The sequence below is a fragment of the Enterococcus sp. C57 genome, assembly GCF_040887305.1.
Lineage (GTDB): Bacteria > Bacillota > Bacilli > Lactobacillales > Enterococcaceae > Enterococcus_B > Enterococcus_B hirae.
Window position 1 is genome coordinate 19,828 of sequence record NZ_JBFOFP010000011.1, and the last position, 19,841, is coordinate 39,668.

The 19,841-nt window shown below is 39.8% G+C and carries 19 protein-coding genes; 3 read left to right on the plus strand and 16 right to left on the minus strand.

Annotated features, from left to right (window positions below; all coding sequences use genetic code 11):
- Positions 1-400 precede the first annotated feature (400 nt).
- From AB5M32_RS12410 to AB5M32_RS12425, 4 genes are all read right to left on the minus strand, one after another.
- The gene (locus AB5M32_RS12410; protein ID WP_178286855.1) at positions 401-3,016 is read right to left on the minus strand and encodes an ATP-dependent RecD-like DNA helicase; all 2,616 of its coding nucleotides are present in this window, start codon (positions 3,014-3,016) and stop codon (positions 401-403) included.
- A 19-nt stretch (positions 3,017-3,035) separates the two neighbouring features.
- Positions 3,036-3,692 carry a histidine phosphatase family protein gene (locus tag AB5M32_RS12415; RefSeq protein WP_010738514.1) on the minus strand — a complete coding sequence of 219 codons (657 nt, stop codon included), beginning with the start codon at positions 3,690-3,692 and terminating at the stop codon, positions 3,036-3,038.
- A 263-nt stretch (positions 3,693-3,955) separates the two neighbouring features.
- Positions 3,956-4,459 carry a tRNA (uridine(34)/cytosine(34)/5-carboxymethylaminomethyluridine(34)-2'-O)-methyltransferase TrmL gene (trmL, locus tag AB5M32_RS12420; protein ID WP_010720164.1) on the minus strand — a complete coding sequence of 168 codons (504 nt, stop codon included), beginning with the start codon at positions 4,457-4,459 and terminating at the stop codon, positions 3,956-3,958.
- A gap of 221 nt (positions 4,460-4,680) precedes the next feature.
- Positions 4,681-5,538 (minus strand): methyltransferase domain-containing protein, encoded by an 858-nt coding sequence (locus tag AB5M32_RS12425; protein ID WP_010720165.1) that lies wholly within the window; start codon positions 5,536-5,538, stop codon positions 4,681-4,683.
- A 140-nt stretch (positions 5,539-5,678) separates the two neighbouring features.
- On the opposite strand from AB5M32_RS12425, the gene AB5M32_RS12430 reads away from it, so the two are divergent.
- Positions 5,679-6,317, plus strand: a complete 639-nt coding sequence (locus tag AB5M32_RS12430; RefSeq protein WP_010720166.1) for a copper homeostasis protein CutC — start codon at positions 5,679-5,681, stop codon at positions 6,315-6,317.
- A gap of 104 nt (positions 6,318-6,421) precedes the next feature.
- Here AB5M32_RS12430 and mgtE read toward each other — a convergent pair whose 3' ends face one another.
- The 4 genes from mgtE to AB5M32_RS12450 are packed head-to-tail and all read right to left on the minus strand — an operon-like array spanning position 6,422 to position 10,178.
- Positions 6,422-7,783 (minus strand): magnesium transporter, encoded by a 1,362-nt coding sequence (mgtE, locus tag AB5M32_RS12435; protein WP_368024495.1) that lies wholly within the window; start codon positions 7,781-7,783, stop codon positions 6,422-6,424.
- Between the two features lie 17 nt (positions 7,784-7,800).
- The gene (locus AB5M32_RS12440) at positions 7,801-8,700 is read right to left on the minus strand and encodes an RluA family pseudouridine synthase (RefSeq protein WP_010720168.1); all 900 of its coding nucleotides are present in this window, start codon (positions 8,698-8,700) and stop codon (positions 7,801-7,803) included.
- 1 nt (position 8,701) lies between these two features.
- The gene (locus tag AB5M32_RS12445; RefSeq protein ID WP_010720169.1) at positions 8,702-9,499 is read right to left on the minus strand and encodes an NAD kinase; all 798 of its coding nucleotides are present in this window, start codon (positions 9,497-9,499) and stop codon (positions 8,702-8,704) included.
- Positions 9,477-10,178 (minus strand): GTP pyrophosphokinase family protein, encoded by a 702-nt coding sequence (locus AB5M32_RS12450; protein ID WP_010720170.1) that lies wholly within the window; start codon positions 10,176-10,178, stop codon positions 9,477-9,479. Before AB5M32_RS12450 ends, AB5M32_RS12445 begins: the two co-directional genes overlap by 23 nt.
- Before the next feature lie 130 nt (positions 10,179-10,308).
- On the opposite strand from AB5M32_RS12450, the gene AB5M32_RS12455 reads away from it, so the two are divergent.
- Complete coding sequence (locus AB5M32_RS12455; RefSeq protein ID WP_172595694.1) at positions 10,309-10,884, plus strand: CYTH domain-containing protein; 576 nt, start codon at positions 10,309-10,311, stop codon at positions 10,882-10,884.
- Positions 10,885-11,001: 117 nt separating this feature from the next.
- Positions 11,002-11,673 carry a ClpXP adapter SpxH family protein gene (locus AB5M32_RS12460; protein WP_034699468.1) on the plus strand — a complete coding sequence of 224 codons (672 nt, stop codon included), beginning with the start codon at positions 11,002-11,004 and terminating at the stop codon, positions 11,671-11,673.
- Between the two features lie 436 nt (positions 11,674-12,109).
- Here AB5M32_RS12460 and AB5M32_RS12465 read toward each other — a convergent pair whose 3' ends face one another.
- From AB5M32_RS12465 to aroF, 8 genes are all read right to left on the minus strand, one after another.
- Positions 12,110-12,622 carry a type 1 glutamine amidotransferase domain-containing protein gene (locus AB5M32_RS12465; protein ID WP_178286857.1) on the minus strand — a complete coding sequence of 171 codons (513 nt, stop codon included), beginning with the start codon at positions 12,620-12,622 and terminating at the stop codon, positions 12,110-12,112.
- A gap of 116 nt (positions 12,623-12,738) precedes the next feature.
- On the minus strand, positions 12,739-13,584 hold the full coding sequence (gene pheA, locus AB5M32_RS12470) for a prephenate dehydratase (RefSeq protein WP_034699462.1): 846 nt from the start codon (positions 13,582-13,584) through the stop codon (positions 12,739-12,741).
- On the minus strand, positions 13,556-14,086 hold the full coding sequence (locus AB5M32_RS12475) for a shikimate kinase (protein WP_010720175.1): 531 nt from the start codon (positions 14,084-14,086) through the stop codon (positions 13,556-13,558). The genes pheA and AB5M32_RS12475 overlap by 29 nt, the downstream gene beginning before the upstream one ends.
- Entirely contained in the window at positions 14,083-15,369 is a 1,287-nt protein-coding gene (gene aroA, locus AB5M32_RS12480; protein WP_034699459.1) for a 3-phosphoshikimate 1-carboxyvinyltransferase, read from the minus strand. The genes AB5M32_RS12475 and aroA overlap by 4 nt, the downstream gene beginning before the upstream one ends.
- Before the next feature lie 4 nt (positions 15,370-15,373).
- Positions 15,374-16,453 (minus strand): prephenate dehydrogenase, encoded by a 1,080-nt coding sequence (locus tag AB5M32_RS12485; protein ID WP_178286859.1) that lies wholly within the window; start codon positions 16,451-16,453, stop codon positions 15,374-15,376.
- A 12-nt stretch (positions 16,454-16,465) separates the two neighbouring features.
- Positions 16,466-17,629 carry a chorismate synthase gene (gene aroC / locus AB5M32_RS12490; protein WP_063626521.1) on the minus strand — a complete coding sequence of 388 codons (1,164 nt, stop codon included), beginning with the start codon at positions 17,627-17,629 and terminating at the stop codon, positions 16,466-16,468.
- Positions 17,630-18,694, minus strand: a complete 1,065-nt coding sequence (gene aroB / locus AB5M32_RS12495; protein WP_081127671.1) for a 3-dehydroquinate synthase — start codon at positions 18,692-18,694, stop codon at positions 17,630-17,632.
- 15 nt (positions 18,695-18,709) lie between these two features.
- Positions 18,710-19,729, minus strand: coding sequence for a 3-deoxy-7-phosphoheptulonate synthase (gene aroF, locus AB5M32_RS12500; protein WP_010738525.1), 1,020 nt, complete (start codon positions 19,727-19,729; stop codon positions 18,710-18,712).
- Between the last annotated feature and the right edge of the window lie 112 nt (positions 19,730-19,841).

Consider the following 19,841-nt stretch of genomic DNA (forward strand, 5'->3'; position numbering starts at 1 on the left):
CTTCCATGGGTAAGATAACCCCATAAAAAGAGATGTAGATATTGAAGAGACCGCAAAAGTCAGACTTGTTGGGCTAACTTTTGCGGTCTTTATCTATCTCTTGGCTCTTAAAAAATAAGTAACATTCTCATTAGGAGCGATTCAAGTGAGCCTGAGCCAAAACTTGCCTCAGGCTCTTCTACCTATCTCTAAAAACGAATAAACGGTGTTCAAACATCAGCTCCTTGAAATAAGCCTAAATTTTTCAAACCATGAGAAGCTGTTTCAAAAAATTCTTTCTTATTGTCATCAGAGCTACCCGATGTTTTCACGACCTCTGATTCACGGCGTTCAAAAAGCAACTCCTCAACAATAAGCGATGATTTTCTAAAATATGAGGAGCTATTAAAAAAATCCTCACTTATTCGGAGCTAAACACTTCTTTCACAGCCTCTGGCTCCATCCCAATCATTGGATCAATCCACTGTTTTTCAATCGCTTCGGTTGTTAAAATATATGTTTTTGGTAGTTGCTCTGTTGGTGCTTCTTCCATCACTTTTGATTCGACAGACGTTTCGGTTGTGTCTTGTTCTACTGATAAAGTAAAGAGATCATCGCCAACATTTCCCTCCGTTGAATCTACGGCATTTTCTTGAGTGGCTCGTTGACTTGTCTCTGCTTTTACGGGATGAGCAGTTTCTCCCGCCTTGGTATAATTTCCTTCTTCAAAAGGATCATTACCTACAAGGGAATCTTCATAAGCGACAAGTTTCGTTCGTGTAACAAGACTCATACTGTCATTTTCTTCGATCCGTTTCTTCAATGTCGTCATTCGTCTAGCCGATTCATTCGCAACGCAAGTAACGTAAGCTTGTTCTTCCCCTAGTAGAATCAATAGTTCTTTACTTCTTGTGACAGCCGTGTAGAGAAGATTTCGTTGCAACATCCGTTGGTACTGATGAACCATCGGTAAAATGACCATCTTAAATTCGCTTCCTTGAGATTTATGGATCGAGCAACAATAAGAAAGGGTGATTTTATTCCATTCATTGCGTTTGTAAGTCACTTCATTCGCATCAAATTGAATCACTAATTCATCCACTTTATCTTCTGAATCTTTCGCTAACACGATTCCCGTGATCTCACCCATATCACCATTAAACACATTGAGTTCAGGTGTGTTCACTAATTGTAATACTTTATCACCGATTCGATAAACAGTCTCATTCCAGTGGACTTCTTTCCGCCCTGCACCTCCAGGGTTAAAAATCGACTGCATCATTTTGTTTAACGCATCGATTCCAGCTGGTCCACGGTACATTGGCGCCAAGACTTGGATATCTTGTGCAGTGAAGCCTTTATTTTTGGCTTTTTCAACAATCTTTGCGATTAAAGGTTCGATACTATAGGCATCGCTTCGAAAGAAAGAACGATCTTTTTGGTTTTGCAAAAAATCACTTGGTAAATGACCTTCTTTGATTTCATGAGCAAGGGGGATAATACTCGATCCGTCTCCCTGCCGATAAATTTGATTCAATTCCACTTTCGGGATTTGGTCAATTCCTAATAAATCATGCAAGACTTGTCCCGGTCCGACAGAAGGTAATTGATCTTTATCTCCTACTAAAATCACTTGCATGTTGGTAGGGATGGCTTTAAATAGCGTATTAGCTAGCCATGTATCGACCATCGACATTTCATCGATGATCAACAACCCACCTTCTAATTCTTTCGTACTTACTGAAGGAGATTTTTCTCGACCATTCAAACCTAGTAGTCGATGGATCGTGCTGGCAGGTAATCCTGTCGTCTCATTCATTCGTTTGGCTGCTCGACCAGTTGGTGCAGCCAGTAGAATCGGAAAAATTTCTTGGGTATATTTGTTTGGATCTAATTCTAAGCCATTTAATTCTGCAAACAAGTTGACGATCCCATTGATAACTGTTGTTTTCCCTGTGCCGGGACCCCCAGTTAAAATAAATAAAGGTGATCGGATTGCTTCCGAAATTGCTTTTTCTTGCGATTCTCCATATTGGATACCAAATATTTTTTCAATTCGCCGAATGTTTTTCTGCACTTCTTTTTCGTCATAGTTGATTTCTTTTTTTCGACTAAGTAACCGTTGAATCGAGTTACCGATCCCCCATTCTGAGAAATACAGACTATTTTCATAGAGATTGGTTTCTTCTTGTTGGATCTTACCTTCTTCCACAAGTTGAATAATGACCGTCGCTACTTGATCAGGTTGGATCTCAATTGGTCGACTGGTTTCCAGAATTTTGATTGTTTGATGAAGAAGCGTTTCAGCTGGTACATATGTATCGCCAGTTTGAACAGCATGTTGAAAAATCTGATGTAAAACTGCAGCTCGAATCCGTCTTGGTGAATCAGCCGCGATCCCTAATTGTTCTGCAAGATTATCTGCTCTTTTAAAGCCGATCCCTTCCACATCTTCGACTAACTGATAGGGATTTTCCTGGATGATATCTAAAGCTTCATTTTTATATGCTTGATAGATACTAAAAGCTAACTGACTACCAAAGCCATAACGATTCAAGCCCATGATCACTTGATCCATCCCATGGTTCAAACGAATCGTCTCAACGATCATATCTCTTTTGGCCTGATTCAAGCCTGCGATTTGTTCTAATACGGACGGCTCTTCGATGATTTTTTCAATCGCTTCTTCACCTAGTTGCTCCACGATCTTCTCAGCTGTTTTCTTGCCAATCCCAGGAAATTTTTCACTGGATAGATAACCCACGATCCCGTTGACTGTTGTTGGTTTCTCCTGCTCATAGCGTTCAACCTTTAACTGTCGCCCATATTTAGGATGATCGACTAATTCGCCGTAAAAACGATAAAGTTCATTTTCTTGGATCTCACCAAAGCTTCCAGTGACCACAATTTCTTTTTCACGATAGTCAGCTGTTGTTTCAGTGAGCCGAACCAACAGTACTTTATAAAAATTACTTGGATTTTGAAAAAAGATTGCGGCAACTGTACCAACAAAATAAGGCATTTCTTCTGGCTGCATCTTGCCGCCTCCTTTCCAATTAGAGTAATGGTTCTGGTTTTGTCTCTTTTCCTAAAAAGTCAATTTCGTTCCAAACTTTTAATTCATAAGGCAACAAATTGTTGGGTTCTCCTGTTTCTAAAATCGTCAAACTACTATTATATAAGCCACCCATTTCTCTTAGTTGACTCAGTTTTTTTCCTGTCAACCATTGGATCGCCGCAGTTAATGATGCCCCATGCCCAACAAACAAGATCGGTCCATCATGTAAAGCAACGGCATCAGCCACAACTGTTTCAATACGAGTAATGGCACATTCGATCGCTTCTCCTTTAAAAGGTGTCGGATCATAACGATCTAAGTGGTTACGTAGATTGGGAAGGTTTTCAGGATATCGTTCGTACATTTCATCAATTGATTGACCTTCTAATTCTCCTAAACCCAATTCTCTTAATTTATCAGTATAAATAATTTCGACTGGATGCGCTAATTCTTGGTTGATCCCTTCGGCTGTGTCACGGGCACGCTTAGCGGTACTTGAATAGATTGCTTTAAATGGTACATACTTCACTTTTTTACCAAATGCTTTGATTTCCTCATAGCTTTCAGGTAAAAGTGGTGAGTCGCCTTGGCTTCCTTGAAAACGGCGTTCGAGATTCCATTGTGTTTTTCCATGTCGGGTAAAATATAATTCCATTTATATCGGACTCCTTATAGGCTCATTTAGACAAAGATGATGCTACTATTTTATAAAATTTGTTCCTTAAAAACAAAGAACTCCTTCAATAAAAAGTCCTTGTGATTATTCGTATTGAATCAGAATACTTGGAAAATGACCTCTTGATAAACGGTATTTTCCAAGTTGATTCTGTGCATTAAGTCCAAACCAAGTAAAACATGAAAAGCTGTTTTTCTTTGTTTCTCCTTAATGCTTGAATCAGAGCACTTGGAAAATGACCTCTAGTCTAGTTTATCATTTTCATAATGGTGCGTTAACTCTAAATTAGGAAATCCTTGTTGGCGCAATGCTTCATAGACGATCATTGCAGCCGTATTTGAGAGATTCAATGAACGGACATGTTCGTCATTCATTGGGATTCTTAAACATTTTTCTTCATTTTCACGCATAAATTCTTCAGGTAATCCTGTTGTTTCCTTGCCGAATAAAAAGAAATGGTCTTCTCCATCAGCGAAATTTTCGTCACTATATACTTTATGGGCAAACTTCGATACCAAATGAAGTTTACGTTCCCCTAAATAAGCCATAAAAGCATCTAAATTTTGATGATAGGTAATATTGACATCGTTCCAATAATCCAATCCTGCACGTTTTAGATGTTTATCATCTGTTGAAAATCCTAACGGTTCAATCAAGTGCAAGGGCGTATTGGTTGCTGCACAAGTTCGGGCAATGTTTCCAGTATTTGCTGGAATCAATGGTTCAAATAAAACGATATGGTTCATTAAGATCCATCCTCTCATCTATATGTTAACTAACTAGTAGTGATTTTGGCATAAAAAAAAACGTATCAACTCGGTGTCAGTCACTGCGAGTCGTTACGTTAGTGAAGCTCTTCTCACTAACTTTTATCAGAACAGGAACCTGATAAAAACCAATGAAAAAACAACTTGTCGTTACTATATCATCAACAAACTCTTTTTGCAACCTTTAGAAATGAATAATTTCATTGCAATCGTTTTCTCTTATTTCCTTTTAATAATTCTACGTCAATTGTAATCTTTTTCAAAGGATTCTGGTACACACGCTCTTTGACGTCTTGACTGACTTGCCATTCGAGCGGAGACATCGCTAACAAATCTTGCCGATTTTTTTCTGGGATATCAAATTCGTAGGTAACACGCCGACGTTCAGTCAATTCTAGGGACTCCGCAAACTTAGCCACCACTCGTTCATTTGAATACTGTTGTTTCTCAGGCTGGTCTGGATAAAACGCTTGGCGTAATTCTTTTAAATAATCTTGTTGCGGAACGATTTTCAAGACTTCCCCATCATCGGTTAGCACACGTTGAAATTCTTTATAGTGAGAAGGCGAAAAAATATTTAGAATTGTAGTAAATGTTTGGTCTTCAAAAGGAAGATTGGTTAAATCTGCTACACACCAAAACGCCTCGACCGGCTGAGCAGTAGCCGCATAAACACCTTCTTTAGAAAGATCAAAACCTACGGCCTTTTTCAATGGTTGCAGTCGTGCTAATTCATTTAAAAAGCTTCCTTCGCCACAGCCAACATCTAAGACCTCTGATCCCTGCGATACTTGTTGTGCTAACAAGTCGATCACAGGCTGATACATCCCTGCTTGGATCATTCTACGTCTGGGATCAAACATACTCTGATCATATTCCGTTTTTACCCCATGAGATAAAAAGTAAAGCGTGCCTTTTTTGGATAAGTCGAAGCGATGGTTCTGATGACAAACCAAACCGTTCTCAGTGACTGCTACTCCAGCATGGCAAAGTGGGCATCGGAACAACTGTTGATTTCCCTTTAAAAATTGGCGACCTTGATCAATTTTTTTTAACATTTTTTTTGCTCATTTCTTGTTTTAATCGTTGAATATTGCTTTATTCCCTTTTCATCTTACCGTTAGAAGAAAACTTTAGCAACTACAAAAAATATGGTACAATTTTAGAAGAAGAAGGCGAATGATAAAGGAGCAGGCAAATGATCAAAGAATTTTGTGCAGAAAATTATACTTCCATTCCTCTAGCAATTGCTAAGGGAGCGAACCGGATCGAATTATGCGATAACTTAGCTGCTGGCGGAACCACACCTAGCACCGGAGTGATCGAAGAAGTTTTAAGCTATGCCAATGAAAAAGAAGTACCTGTAATGACAATTATCCGACCACGAGGTGGCGATTTTGTCTATAATGATATTGAATTAAAGATCATGCATACTGATTTAATCGAAGCGAAGAAATTAGGTACAGATGGCGTAGTTATAGGCTGTTTGACTCCTTCAAATTGGATTGATGAAGAGGCAATGGAATTATTGATCGAAACCTCAGAAGGACTACAAATCACGTTCCACATGGCTTTTGATTGTATCCCGCAAGAACGGCAATTTGAAGCGATTGATTGGCTGGTTGAACACGGTGTAGACCGGATTTTAACTCATGGTGGAGATGCGAACGCACCAATTGAAGCCAATTTTGACCATTTAAAAAAATTGATTGCTTATGCTGACGGACGTCTGATCATCTTACCTGGTGGCAAGATCGATTACAAAAATGCAGAACATGTTGCCAAAGAACTAGGCGTGAATGAAGTTCATGGAACAAAGATCGTTTCATTCGACTAAAATTTTTCTAGTAATAATAAAAACGTAAGAAGCAAGTTGATTACTTTGCTCCTTACGTTTTTTATTTTTATCACAGACTTGTTGCACCATCTCAAAAGGAATGGCTACATAAAATACCCCATAAACAATGAAGCGATGTTGAAATAGATCAAGACACTAGTCAAATCACTCAAGGTGGTAATAAAAGGACCACTAGCCACGGCAGGATCAAACCCTAAGCGATCCATCAACATCGGAATCAAGCTTCCTGCCAAGTTGGCTACAGTAATCGCAAATAACATGGCAATCCCAATCACAAAGCCTAAAATAAAGTTATGCTTCCAAATTCCTACAATCAAAAAGATCGTCAAGCCAGTGATTGCCCCTGTCACAAGTCCTGTGAGTACTTCAGCTAGAATCAAACGGACAAAACCAGCATCTTTGTCGTCAGAAACAGCCAAACGGCGAACTGCAACCGCCAATGATTGGGTGCCAGCATTCCCCGCAGTTCCGGTGATCAACGAAATGAAGACAGCTAAAATACTTGCTTCACTCACCAGTTCTTCGTAATGGCTGATCAACGAAGCCGTAGACATCCCTAAAAATAATAAGGTGATCAACCAAGGAAGACGTCTAGCAGCTGACTTCACGGGATTTTCATTGATTTCCTCAACATTGACCCCTGCCAAACCAGAGTAATCACTTGCAGCCTCATCATCAATAACATCAATAATATCATCAACTGTTACGATCCCAAGTAGATGGTCATCGTAATCTGTTACGGGTAATGCTAGAAAGTCATAATCACGAAAGGTTTGCGCGACATCTTCTTGGTCATCCCCCACATGGACGGATAACACACGTTCGCTCATCAAGTCAGAGATCATTGCATCATCATCATTAACGATCAAATCCCGCAATGAAATAACTCCAACCAATTTTTCTTCTTGATTGACGACATAGATATAGTAAATGGTTTCAGCTACATCTGCTTCGTTTTTTAAGACATACATCGCAGAACGAACCGTTTGATTCGCCACGATCGAAACAAATTCTGTCGTCATGATCGCGCCAGCTGTTTCATCTTCATAGTGTAACAACTCTTTGATTTCACTAGCATCGTCAGCAGTCATTAAACTTAAATATTTAGCGACTTGTTTTTTATCTAAGGTATTTAGCAAATCTACCGCATTATCGGTATACATCTCTGAAAGCATTTCTGCAGCATAACTCGGACGCATTTCAGCTAAATACTCTTTCATATATTCATTGTCTTCTTCAATCACATCAAACATATCTGCCAATTCTTTAGGAGATAAGTAGGAATAGATCAGTTGACGATCCTCTTCGTTCAGAGATTGATAGAATTGCCCCTGCTCGTAAATATGCATTTCCAGGAAACTATTTCTAAATTCCTGTAGGTTATTTTCTCTTAAATCCTGTAGTAACTGGGCAAATCGTTCCTCTAGTTCTTGATTTTCATCCAACTCTATCTCACCTCACCCTAACTTTCAAAATGCTGGAGAACAGTCGCCATATCTTTAGCCAAAGGCTGTTTAAATTCCAATCGTTCCTGTGTAAAAGGATGATCAAAACGCAGGTCGTAACAATGTAAAGCTTGTCTTGCTATTCCAAGATCCATACGCCCACCATACATTTCATCTCCTAATAGCGCACAGCCAATTTCTGAAAAATGAACTCTGATTTGATGGGTTCTCCCCGTATGCAGTTGGATATCTACCAAAGCAACCTCTGCGGTGTTTTTCGTTAACCAATATTCGGTTTGTGCGCTTCGCCCAGCTGTCGAAACCATCCGTTTCAGTAAAGAAGATTGGTCTCTCGCAATTGGAAGGTCAATCCAGCCGTGGGGTGCCAATTTAGTTATTTCGCCACTCACAAGTGCTTGGTATTTCTTCACAAATCGTTTTTCTCGAAGCTGTACATCTAACTTTGCATGAGCAAAGCCATGTTTGGCAAACAACATCAACCCAGAAGTATCCCGATCTAGTCTTGTCACCACATGAATGACTTGATTTTCGTAACCTTGTCGTTTGTAATAAGCTTTTACTCGATTAGCCATCGTATAGTTTGGATGATATTGTGCTGGAATCGAAGAGACGCCAGCTGGTTTATTCACAACTAAAAGATGTTCATCTTCGTAAACGATCTCGATCGGTGTTTCATCTAAAAGCACCGTTTCATGTTCGCCTTCTGCTGGAATGACAATCGTTACCTTATCATTGTACGATAGAGAAAACAAGACATTTTCAGTTTGACCATTTACTTTGATCTCGCCACCTTGAAATTTGATTTTCGCTAACAAACCTTTAGAAATTCCTTTTTCTTTTAAAAAATATTTTATCTGCTGCGGATGATTTTTTTCATACGTCCACACAAATTCCATGTTATCCCTCACCAATAAAGGAATCTTTTACACGATGCCAAAAATGCATATGGCGATAAGAAGCAAAATGAATTCGCTCTTTTGCAATGCGATAATAGATGGAACGAATATTCGATTCCTTAATATCCAATTGGTCGACTGTAACAAGATAATCCTCTGTATTTTCTAATTTGATTTCCAGCCATTCGTCTTGTGCGATGACCATAGGCGAACCGAGTGTACGAAAGACTCGATTATTTAATGAAGCAATTTCAGTTAACTGAAAGGCATTGATACTCGGATGAATAACTGCCCCGCCGATACTTTTATTATAAGCGGTTGAACCTGTTGGCGTAGACACAGCCAATCCGTCCCCTCTGAAACTTTCAAACAATTCATTTTTGATATATACATCGGCAACCATCGTCCGATTTGATCGTTTAATCGTGGATTCATTCAAAGCCAAGAAATGTTTTGCCGGCTTATCATCTAAATAACTGATCTTTATATCGAGCAAAGGATAACTTACACTTTGTTCTTGATTGGTCTGTAAGCTATTGACTAATTCTTCCAATTCATAGTCACGCCAATCCGTATAAAAACCTAAGTGCCCTGTATGGACCCCTAAAAAACGAACTTCATTTAATAGATGGCTATACTTGTGGAAAGCGGACAATAACGTCCCATCACCACCTACGGAAATCACTAAATCAGGGCGTTGTCCGTCGATTTGAATAGCCGATTGTGTCAAAAGAGCTTTCAATCGTTCGGTAACTTCAATTGTTTTCGCTTCTTGGTTATGAACGATCGCTACTTTCATCCGTGACCTCCTCTTTTTTCTCTCGATTTAATACGGTACGATAGTAAACGTCATCTCGTTTTCCTCTTCCATGGGAAAATAGACGTTGAGCTTCTTGGATTTCTTCCCGAATATTGGACATTTCTTCGTCCAATTGATAAGCCGCTTCTGCCGCACGTTGGAGTCTTTCACTCATTTCTTCAGGAAACACGCCTTGATATTTATAGTTCAATGAATGTTCGATTGTCGCCCAAAAGTTCATAGCTAACGTCCGGATTTGAATTTCAGCTAAAATTTTCTTTTCGCCACTGATCAACTGAACAGGATACTCAATCACTAAATGATACGAACGATACCCACTGGCTTTTTTATTTGTAATATAATCTCTTTCTTGAATCACTTTCATATCTTTTCTTTTACGAATGATATCTACTACTTGGTGGATATCTTCTACAAACTGACACATGATTCGTAATCCAGCAATATCAGACATTTCTTCTTCTAAACGGCTCATCGGAATATGACGCAGCTGTGATTTTGTCACAATGCTATCGACTGGTTTGACTCGTCCAGTAACAAACTCAATCGGAACATGTCGGTTTTGTTCTCTGAATTGCTTACGGATCCCGCGTAACTTTACTTTTAATTCTGATACTGTTTGTTCATACGGTGCTAAAAACTCTTCCCAATCTCGTTCCATCGCTGATCCCTCTACTTCGTTAACATTCTTTTCTATTTTAACATATAAATGAAGTTTTTTTGTACCTCTCGGCTTTTTGTATTGACCAAAAAGGAAAAATTAGGCAGAATGAATGAAAGGGGCGATCATTATGTCTGAAATGTTAGAAATTGAATACAAGTCCATGCTGACGCAACAAGAATATACTCAATTGATCCAGTATTATCAACTAAAACCAGAAGATTTTACGGTTCAAACGAATATCTATTTTGATACACCAGATGGACAGCTAGCACAAAAAAATTGTGGATTACGCATCCGATTACTTGAAGATCGGGCAGAATATACACTAAAAACACCTGCAAAAGAAGGAAAACTTGAAACCACTGATACTTTAAGCAAAGAGGAAGCACTCTCTTTCATTGAGCAACGTCAATTGCCACGTCAGGGTGCTGTTTTTCAAAAATTGTTAGAATTGGCTGTTCCTTCGGATGAATTGGGCAAAATTGGAGACATTACTACCAAACGTGCGGAATTTCACATTGAGGAAGGTCTTTTAGCGATTGATGAAAGTTTTGGAGAACAATTACATGATTTTGAACTGGAGTTAGAAGTATCTGATGCTACTCTTGGTAAATCTGCTTTTTTAGCGTTTTTGGAAAGACATTCTTTCCCTTATCGACCAGCTAAAAATAAAATTCAACGGATGCTAGCAGCGAAAAATTAAAGTTCTATCATTTTCACAAGGCACTTGAGTTCATTTTTTATCGTTTTTCTGTTAAGTTATACGTTGTGAATAAAAGAATTCACGAGTTGTATAGAATCTATTTTGGGGGAGATTCATATGATCGAAATCTATTTATTTGTTAATCCTTTGGGGAAACATTGTTTTACACTAGAACAACAGTTATTACAATTTATTGAAGAAGAGTACGGAAAAACATCCAAAGAAAAGATGCAATTTCGTTTTCTACCTTTAGTTAATTTGCAGACAATTGGGGATGTCATGCAACGTAACGGAATTTCTCAAAACGACCTCGTTACGCGTAACCACTTATTTTCAACTACCTATTCTGCTGCGTTAGACTGTAAAGCGGCACAGTTCCAAGGTAAGAAAAAAGGACGTCAATTTTTGATCAAAATGCAAGAAGCTGTAGGTTGTAATAAAGTACCGTATTCTCCAGAACTTGCTGAATCACTTTTTGCAGAAGTCGGCGGCGATATCGAGATGTTCAAAGAAGATCGTCAATCCGAGTTTGTTAAAGAAGTTTTTTTCTCTGATCAAAAAATCGCTCGAGAAATGGGCATCACCAAACATCCTTCTGCTGTAGTGTATAACTACTCCTGTGAACAAGACTTCGGTGTCTTAATTGAAGGCACAAATACAGTCCGAAAAATAAAAGAACTTTGTAAGACTAAAAATGATTCTTATCAAATTTTTGATGGTGAACATTTACATACAAATGATTCTCGCTTACAACCAGGAAGTAGCCATTTATATTTACTCTCTAACTAACCATGTCAAGAACCATTCGTTTCACTAACTAACCGTTTTTCAAGTACTTAGATCGCTAAGTATTCGAAAAACGGTTATTTGGTGCTTGTAGAAAAATATGGGAATCTTTACCAACATGGACTAATAGCATCGTCTGAGGTTGAGATAAAAGTGTGTAGAATCAAGAAATAAGAAAGAGTTTTTCGAAAAATGACAAAAAGCAATCGCATCCTCCGGAAAATAGCTGATGCCATTTTCGACCGATACGACTGCTTTTTTTAATGAGACTGGGACAAAAGCAGCATCTTCGGAAAATTTGCCGAAATTTACCAAAAATTTGAGAAGCACCAAGTAGGTAACAATCAACATCAAAAACTAGTTTTTGTGTTTCTTGTCAATTTTCGGAAATTCCTTCTTATTCTTGATGCCAAACACTATTCTCTCAACCTCTTTCAGATTAGTTTGCTAGTGCTTCAACGATTGCTTCGTTAAATGCTGGAATATCATCAGGATTTCGGCTAGTAATCAAACCTCGATCAATTACCACTGGCTCATCCTTCACGACGGCACCGGCATATTCGATATCTGGACGTACCGTATCATAAGCTGTCATTGTCCGTCCTTCAGTTAAACCTGTTTGAATAAATAATTGTGGACCGTGACAAATTGCAAATAACGGTTGATCATTTTTTAAAAAGTAAGAAACAAAATCAACGAATTGTTGATCTGCTCGTAATTGATCCGGTGAAAATCCCCCTGGTATCAATAGCGCATCGAAGTCTTCAGGAGAAACATCTGCAATACTTTGTTCGACTGTGAATTCTGCGCCTTTTTTTCCTTTGATTGTTTGATTTCCTTCAAACCCAATCAAAGTCACTGTATGTCCAGCCTTTTCTAGTGCTTCTTTCGGTGACGTTAGTTCCACATCTTCAACTAAATCTGTAACGATTGCTGCAACTTTTTTTGCCATTTGTTCTCTTCCTTTCTTATCGCTTAATTCAAGCCTAAAGGAATTTATTCAAGTGTGCAAATCATCTGTTTGGACTAAAGATCGGTTTTTGTCTCCGTCCATCTTGTTTCTTTTAGTCATTCATCGATGTGATAAACCGGATAACAACCAACCAAATGCGTAGGATAGCCTTGCTCTTTTAGCACTTCAATCAGCTCATTCACCTTGTCGATCTTGTCATCGATAGCAACATCGATAACAAAAAAGTATTCGCCTAACCGCGTTTTTTGTGGGCGTGATTCGATTTTTGTTAAATTCACTTGATTATTAGCAAAGACCGAAAGAACTTGATAAAGCGCCCCTGGTTTATTTTCTGGCAAATCCACAAAGAATGTCGCTTTATGACTGTTTTTTTGTAATTTTGCATCAACAGGCGCGGCACTTAGAACCCAAAAACGGGTCTCATTAGTTGCAATGGACTGGATATCTGATTGCACGATGGTCAACCCAAATTCGTTTGCAGCTTCTTTGGAGCCGATCGCACCTAGACATTCTTCTGGATGGGTTGCTACTTGCTGGGCTCCTTGGGCAGTGGAACCTACTTGTTCAATCTCGACCTTTGGAAAATTTGCCCGTAGAAAAAGTTGTGATTGGGCTAATGCTTGTGGATGACTACAAATCTTTGTGATATTTCGCCAGTTGGCTTGTTGGGTCGGATGGACCATCAATTGTTGTCGGATCGGCAGAACGATTTCTCCTTGAATAGAAGGTAATGTCTCATACACATGATCAAGTGTTGGCAAAACAGAACCTTCAATCGTATTTTCGATTGGCACCATTGCATAAGTAATCTCTTTTTCTAATTGTGCATCGATCAAATCAATCAAGGAATCATAAGAAAGAAAAGTACCTTGTTTGAAATAACGTGTGGCCGCACTATAAGTAAAGGAACCTTTAGGACCTAGATACCCAATTTTCATCATTATTTTCTACCCACTTTATGATTTCTGTGATAATTTCGTCTGGCGATTTCTTAGACGTATCTATCGTGATTTTTGCTAAACTTTTGTATATTTTTTCCCGTTCCCACATGATCTCACGTAGTTTTGTGTCACTATTCTTTAACGCTAACGGTCGAATATTTGTTTGATCTTGTCGTATCCGTTCGATCAAGATATCGGCTTCTCCTTTTAAATAAATGACTTGTTGCTGTTTTAATAGTTCCTGATTTTCTTTCTGTAAGACAACCCCGCCACCAGTAGCGATCACTGCCTTTTTTTGTAAAATTGTTTTTAAAAGAGCGGTTTCGTGGTCGCGAAACGCGGCTTCTCCGAAGGTAGCAAAGTATTGCTCAATGGAACAGCCTAATTGTTGAACTAAATAGTCATCCATATCGATGACTGGTTGATCCAATCGAGCCGCTAGTTTCTTACTGATCGTCGTCTTACCAGCGCCCATAAAACCGATCAATACAAGTGACGTCATGATGGGTCCTCCTGAACCAATTTGGCTAGATCCGTAAAAAATTCAGGATATGAAATATTGACTGCTTCAGGATTGAGTAATTCGACAGGTTCTGCGGTTAGTAAAGCGGCGATTTGTAACATCATCCCAATTCGATGGTCCCCATGGCTATCCACTGTCGCTCCATGTAAAGGTGTTGGTCCGTGAATAATCAAACCATCTTCTGTCGGTTCAATGTTCGCACCCATTTTCGTTAATTCTTCCGCAGTTGCATCAATCCGATTTGTTTCTTTGACTTTTAATTCCTGAGCATCACGAATGATGGTTGTGCCTGTTGCTTGAGTAGCAGCTAATGCAATGATCGGTAACTCATCAATCAAGCGTGGGATGATTTCTCCTTGGATCTCACAAGCATGGAGTTGCGCAGAACGGACAATCAAATCTGCTGCTTGATTTTGCTCATCCAGCTGTCTTTCTTCAATATTAGCACCCATTTGCATCAGCACATCGAGAATCCCTGTCCGTGTCGGATTGATTCCTACTTGTTTTAAGAGGACTTCACTGTTTGCTAAAATACTTGCTGCGACGAGATAAAACGCAGCCGAAGAAATATCCCCTGGGACAGTGACTTCTTGTCCGATCAACTGCTGCGGTCCAGTGACTATAATTTCTTTTCCTTCCACTTGGATCTTCCCACCGAATTGCTTGATCATCTCTTCGGTATGGTTCCTTGACTGTTCTTTCTCGATGATTTTAGTGGTCCCTTCGGCTTGTAAAGCTGCAAAAAGGATAGCAGACTTCACTTGCGCACTAGCAATGGGCATGTGATACTCGATCCCGTGCAATGTATTTCCAGTTACTTTTAGTGGAGGAAATTCAGCTTCGGCCGTTCCTTGTAAATCAGCACCCATCTCACGCAATGGCTTCATCACACGTTCCATCGGACGGCGATTCAAAGAAGCATCCCCTGCAATCTCAGAAGTAAATGGACAGCCTGCCAAAATTCCTAATACTAAGCGCATCGTTGTGCCAGAATTTCCTGCATCTAGCCTAGAAGATGGTGCTGTTAATCCTTCAAATCCTTTTCCTTCAATCATGATTTGTTCATTTTTTTCGGTAATACGTACCCCTAATTGCTTAAAAACTGCAATCGTACTTAAACAATCTTCAGCTTTTAAAAAATTGTTGACGATCGTAGTTCCTTTGCTGATCGCACCAAACATGATGCTGCGATGGGAAATCGATTTATCAGCAGGAATCACTAATTCTCCATTGATCCCATTTTTAGCTGTCAATAGTTTCATGACTTCAACTCCTTATCCAACAATGAAATTTTTCGGCTTCGATCAGCTTCTGTCCTTTAAGTAAATCCGCTTGATTTTTAAAAGACAACTCTAACACACCAAAAATATCTTCTCTTGTTTCTTGGATGCTCAAATTAATAATGGAAAGATTTGCCTGACTTAGTACGTTAGTAACTTTTGCGACAGCACCAGCGATATCGGGAATATCGACATATAAATCATAAAAAGCTGGAATCGCTCCTTGTTTTTTCCGGGGCAACTGATCCCGTGTTTGTTTTGCCTGCACAAAGAACTCTTGAATTGCCGATTGGTTTTGATCAATCAGTTCCTGTTTTAACGTTTCCATTGCGCCTTGCCAGTCTTCCATCAACTGAATCATCATTTCTTGGTTCGTCATTAAAATATCCGTCCACATTTGGGGATCTGATGAAGCAATCCGTGTAATATCCCGGAATCCGCCAGCGGCTAATTGTGAGGCACGTGGATATTTTTGATTCAGCTTCTCGCTGATTTGTACTAATCCTGATGCAACAATATGTGGCAAATGACTTAGCACCCCAACGATCTCATCGTGATCTTTGGCAGTTAAGCGAACAAACTTTGCTCGAGTAGGACGTAGTAAAGCGATCAGTTCTTCTGTACGTTTACTTTGACAGTCATCCGTTACGATATAATACGCTTCTTCAAATAAATACGGATTGCCTGCTTTTACTCCTGATTTATGTGAACCAGCCATCGGATGCCCACCAATAAAATCAAATGGGAGTTGCTTCGCTAGCGCCATTATCGTCGCTTTCGTACTTCCGGTATCACTTACTAATACTGTTTCTTTCAAGGGAAGTGTCGCCAAACAGTTGAGATACTCCAAGCTAACTTGAACTGGAACGGCAAGGATAATCACATCCATTTGACTAGCTGCCTCGATCCCTGTGACAACCTGATCGACTAACTGTGTTTTTTCCGCTATTTCTCTTGTTTCTTCTGAATGATCCCAGCCATAAAGGGTAATTGCTGACCCTTTGATCGCTCGGCATAAGGAAGCGCCAATCAGACCCAATCCTATGACAAACACCTTTTTTTTCATCGCTACCTCCGATTAGAATTCTTGGGTCATTTGGCGGTGATTTGCAACGGCTTTTTTTAATTCTTGCATATTATCTGCTGGAAAATGCTCAAGTATCTCGCGAACAAGAGTGGTCGCAATCACATGCTCTGCGACGACTGAAGCTGCTGGAACTGCCGTACTATCGGAACGTTCCACACTAGCTTTATAAGGTTCTTTAGTATCGATGTTCACGCTCATGAGAGGTTTATATAAAGTAGGAATTGGTTTCATCACGCCCCGAACAATAATCTGTTCTCCGTTGGTCATTCCACCTTCAAAGCCACCTAAATGATTACTTGCTCGGTGATAGCCGCTTTCGTCCCAAGTGATTTCATCCATCACCTGTGATCCTGGTAACGAAGCAGCTTCAAACCCAATTCCAAATTCGACTCCCTTAAAAGCATTGATGCTTAACATCGCTTGAGCTAACTTACCGTCTAATTTTTTATCCCACTGTACATAGCTCCCTAACCCTGCTGGCACATTTTCGACCCGAACTTCCACTACACCTCCCAAAGTGTCTCCTGCTTTTTTAGTAGCATCGATCAAGGCTTTTACTTCCTCTTCAATCATTAGATCTACCATGTTCACTTCGGAGATAGTCGTCTTTTCTTTGATTTCTGTCACGGTCAAATTCTCTGGCACATTCGCTTTGATTCCTCCAAGGATCGCTACATGACTAGCAATCTCTATATCTAAAGCAGCTAAAATCTGTTTTGCTAGTGCCCCGATTGCTACTCGCATCGTCGTTTCTCTTGCGGAAGAACGCTCTAATACATTTCTAAGATCATGGTGTTGATACTTCATACCACCAACTAAATCGGCATGACCTGGTCTTGGTTTAGCCACTCGTCGTAGATTTTCTTCTTTTTCAGAAACTGGAGTAACTGACATCACCGTTTGCCAGTTCTTCCAATCTTTGTTCGTGACAGTCATTGTGATCGGTGAGCCTAATGTTTTGCCGTGACGAATACCCGACGTGATTGTCACTTGATCTTTTTCAATCTTCATGCGCCCACCTCGACCATAACCACCTTGTCGTCTAGCTAATTCTTGATTGATTGCCTCAATCGATAAGGTTAAGCCTGCTGGAACTCCTTCAATAATCGCTGTCAAATTAGGACCATGTGATTCTCCTGCTGTTAAGTAACGCATTTACTCACCTTCTTCTAAATAATTTTTGATTGCTTCGATTGGGATCGATTGGATTTTTGCCTGACCGATTTTTTCTAATAAAATAATTTTCAACTGTTTTCCCCGGGCTTTTTTATCATGAGTGATCGCCTGGAACAACGCCTGTTCATCCCATGGTTCGTAAGAAATGGGCAACTGATACTTTTGGATCATCTTGATAAGTTGTTGCGTCGTTCCTTCAGGTGTTTCTTTCCTTTTTTCAGCATTCCGACTGATTTGTACCATGCCGATCGCCACTGCTTCTCCATGACTAATTTGTCCATATCCTGCTGTTTGCTCGATAGCGTGTCCGATCGTGTGACCAAAGTTGAGGAACAAACGACTGCCTTGATCAAATTGATCTTCTTCTACTACTTCTTTTTTTACACGTAAAGCTTTTTCGATCACTAGCTCGCTATGTGCTACTAAATCAGCTACATCAATAAAACGAGCTAACTCTCTCCAAAGACTTTCATCCTTGATCGCACCACACTTGATGATTTCTGCAATTCCTTCTTGGATCCTTTTTACTGGTAATGTCATCAGCGTTTCTGGATCAATCAACACACCGTCTGGCTGTGCAAATGTGCCAATCATATTTTTGGCGTTTGGTGCATTGACTGCTGTTTTGCCGCCTATGCTTGAGTCTACTTGTGCCAATAAGGAGGTAGGAATCTGTACAAAAGAAATTCCTCTCATGTAAGTTGATGCCACAAAACCAGCTAAATCGCCTACAACACCGCCACCTAGAGCAATAATGCCATCACTTCTCGTCAATTGTTCAGTGGCTAGAAAATCATATAATTTAGCAGCCATCGACAGTGATTTACTTTCTTCGCCAGCCGGAATAACATAATTCACAACCTCATACCGATCGGCTAATTGTTGTTGTATCTTTTGACCATAAAGCGGAAAGACATTTTCATCACTAATGATCGCAATTTTCTTTTCTTGCCATAAACCGGAAAGCCAATCTGCGACTTGATCTAGTGCGTTTCGCTGGATGATGATCTCATAGCTTTTTTCGGGTAAGACAACTTCTAACATCCGTGTTTCTCCTCTCTATAAAGCGTTGATTTTCTTCATCGCTTCTACTAAGATGTCCACTTCATTCATCATTTTCAGGTAGTTTTTCTCATTCAATGACTGCTGTCCATCAGACCAAGCATGAATCGGATCAGGATGGATCTCTACAATCATTCCATCTGCCCCACTAGCAACACCTGCTCGTGCCATTGGTGTCACTAAGTCCCAGACACCCGTTCCATGACTTGGGTCAACGATGATCGGGAAATGACTTAATTTTTTGATCAGTGGTACGGCACTTAGATCGAATGTATTTCTAGTAGCTGTTTCGTAAGTGCGGATTCCGCGTTCAATGAAGATGATGTTTGAATTGTTTTGAACTGCAATGTATTCAGCGGCATTTAACCACTCTTCGATCGTACCTGAGATGCCACGTTTTAAGCCAATTGGTTTACCTGTTCGTCCTACAGCTTCTAATAAACGGAAATTTTGCATATTTCGTGCGCCGATTTGAATGATATCTGCGTATTCACTGACCACATCGATATGCGCTTCATCCATCACTTCGGTAATCACTTTCAAGTCATAATGATCCGCAGCTTTACGCATCATTTTCAACCCTTCTTCACCTAATCCTTGGAAAGCGTATGGTGACGTTCTTGGTTTGTAGGCACCACCACGTAAGATTTTAGCACCACCAGCCTTAGCCATTCGTGCTGTCTCCATGATTTGCTCTTCCCCTTCGACAGAACAAGGACCAGCCATTGTCACAAAGCTCCCATCACCGATTTTCACTCCAGCTACATCAACGATCGTATCTTGAGGATGAAATTCTCGTGACGTCAATTTGTACGTATTGGTAATCGGTACGGCACGTTCTACGATATCGTAGCGTTCAAACGGAACATCCCGAATTACCTTTGGATCTCCTAAAAGCCCTAAGACAAAACGATCTTTACCATGGTTGATCTGTACATCTAGCCCTTCTTCTTTAATACGTTCAATCACTTGTGTTAACTCACTTTCTTGGATACCTGGTTTAATGATTAGAATCATACAATAACTCCCTTTGTTTTTTATTTTGTGTTTCGCTTCATCGATTTCCTCGCTGTTTGATTGGATTACATAAATTCTTGCAAATCAATCGTTACTTTGCTTATACCTTGTT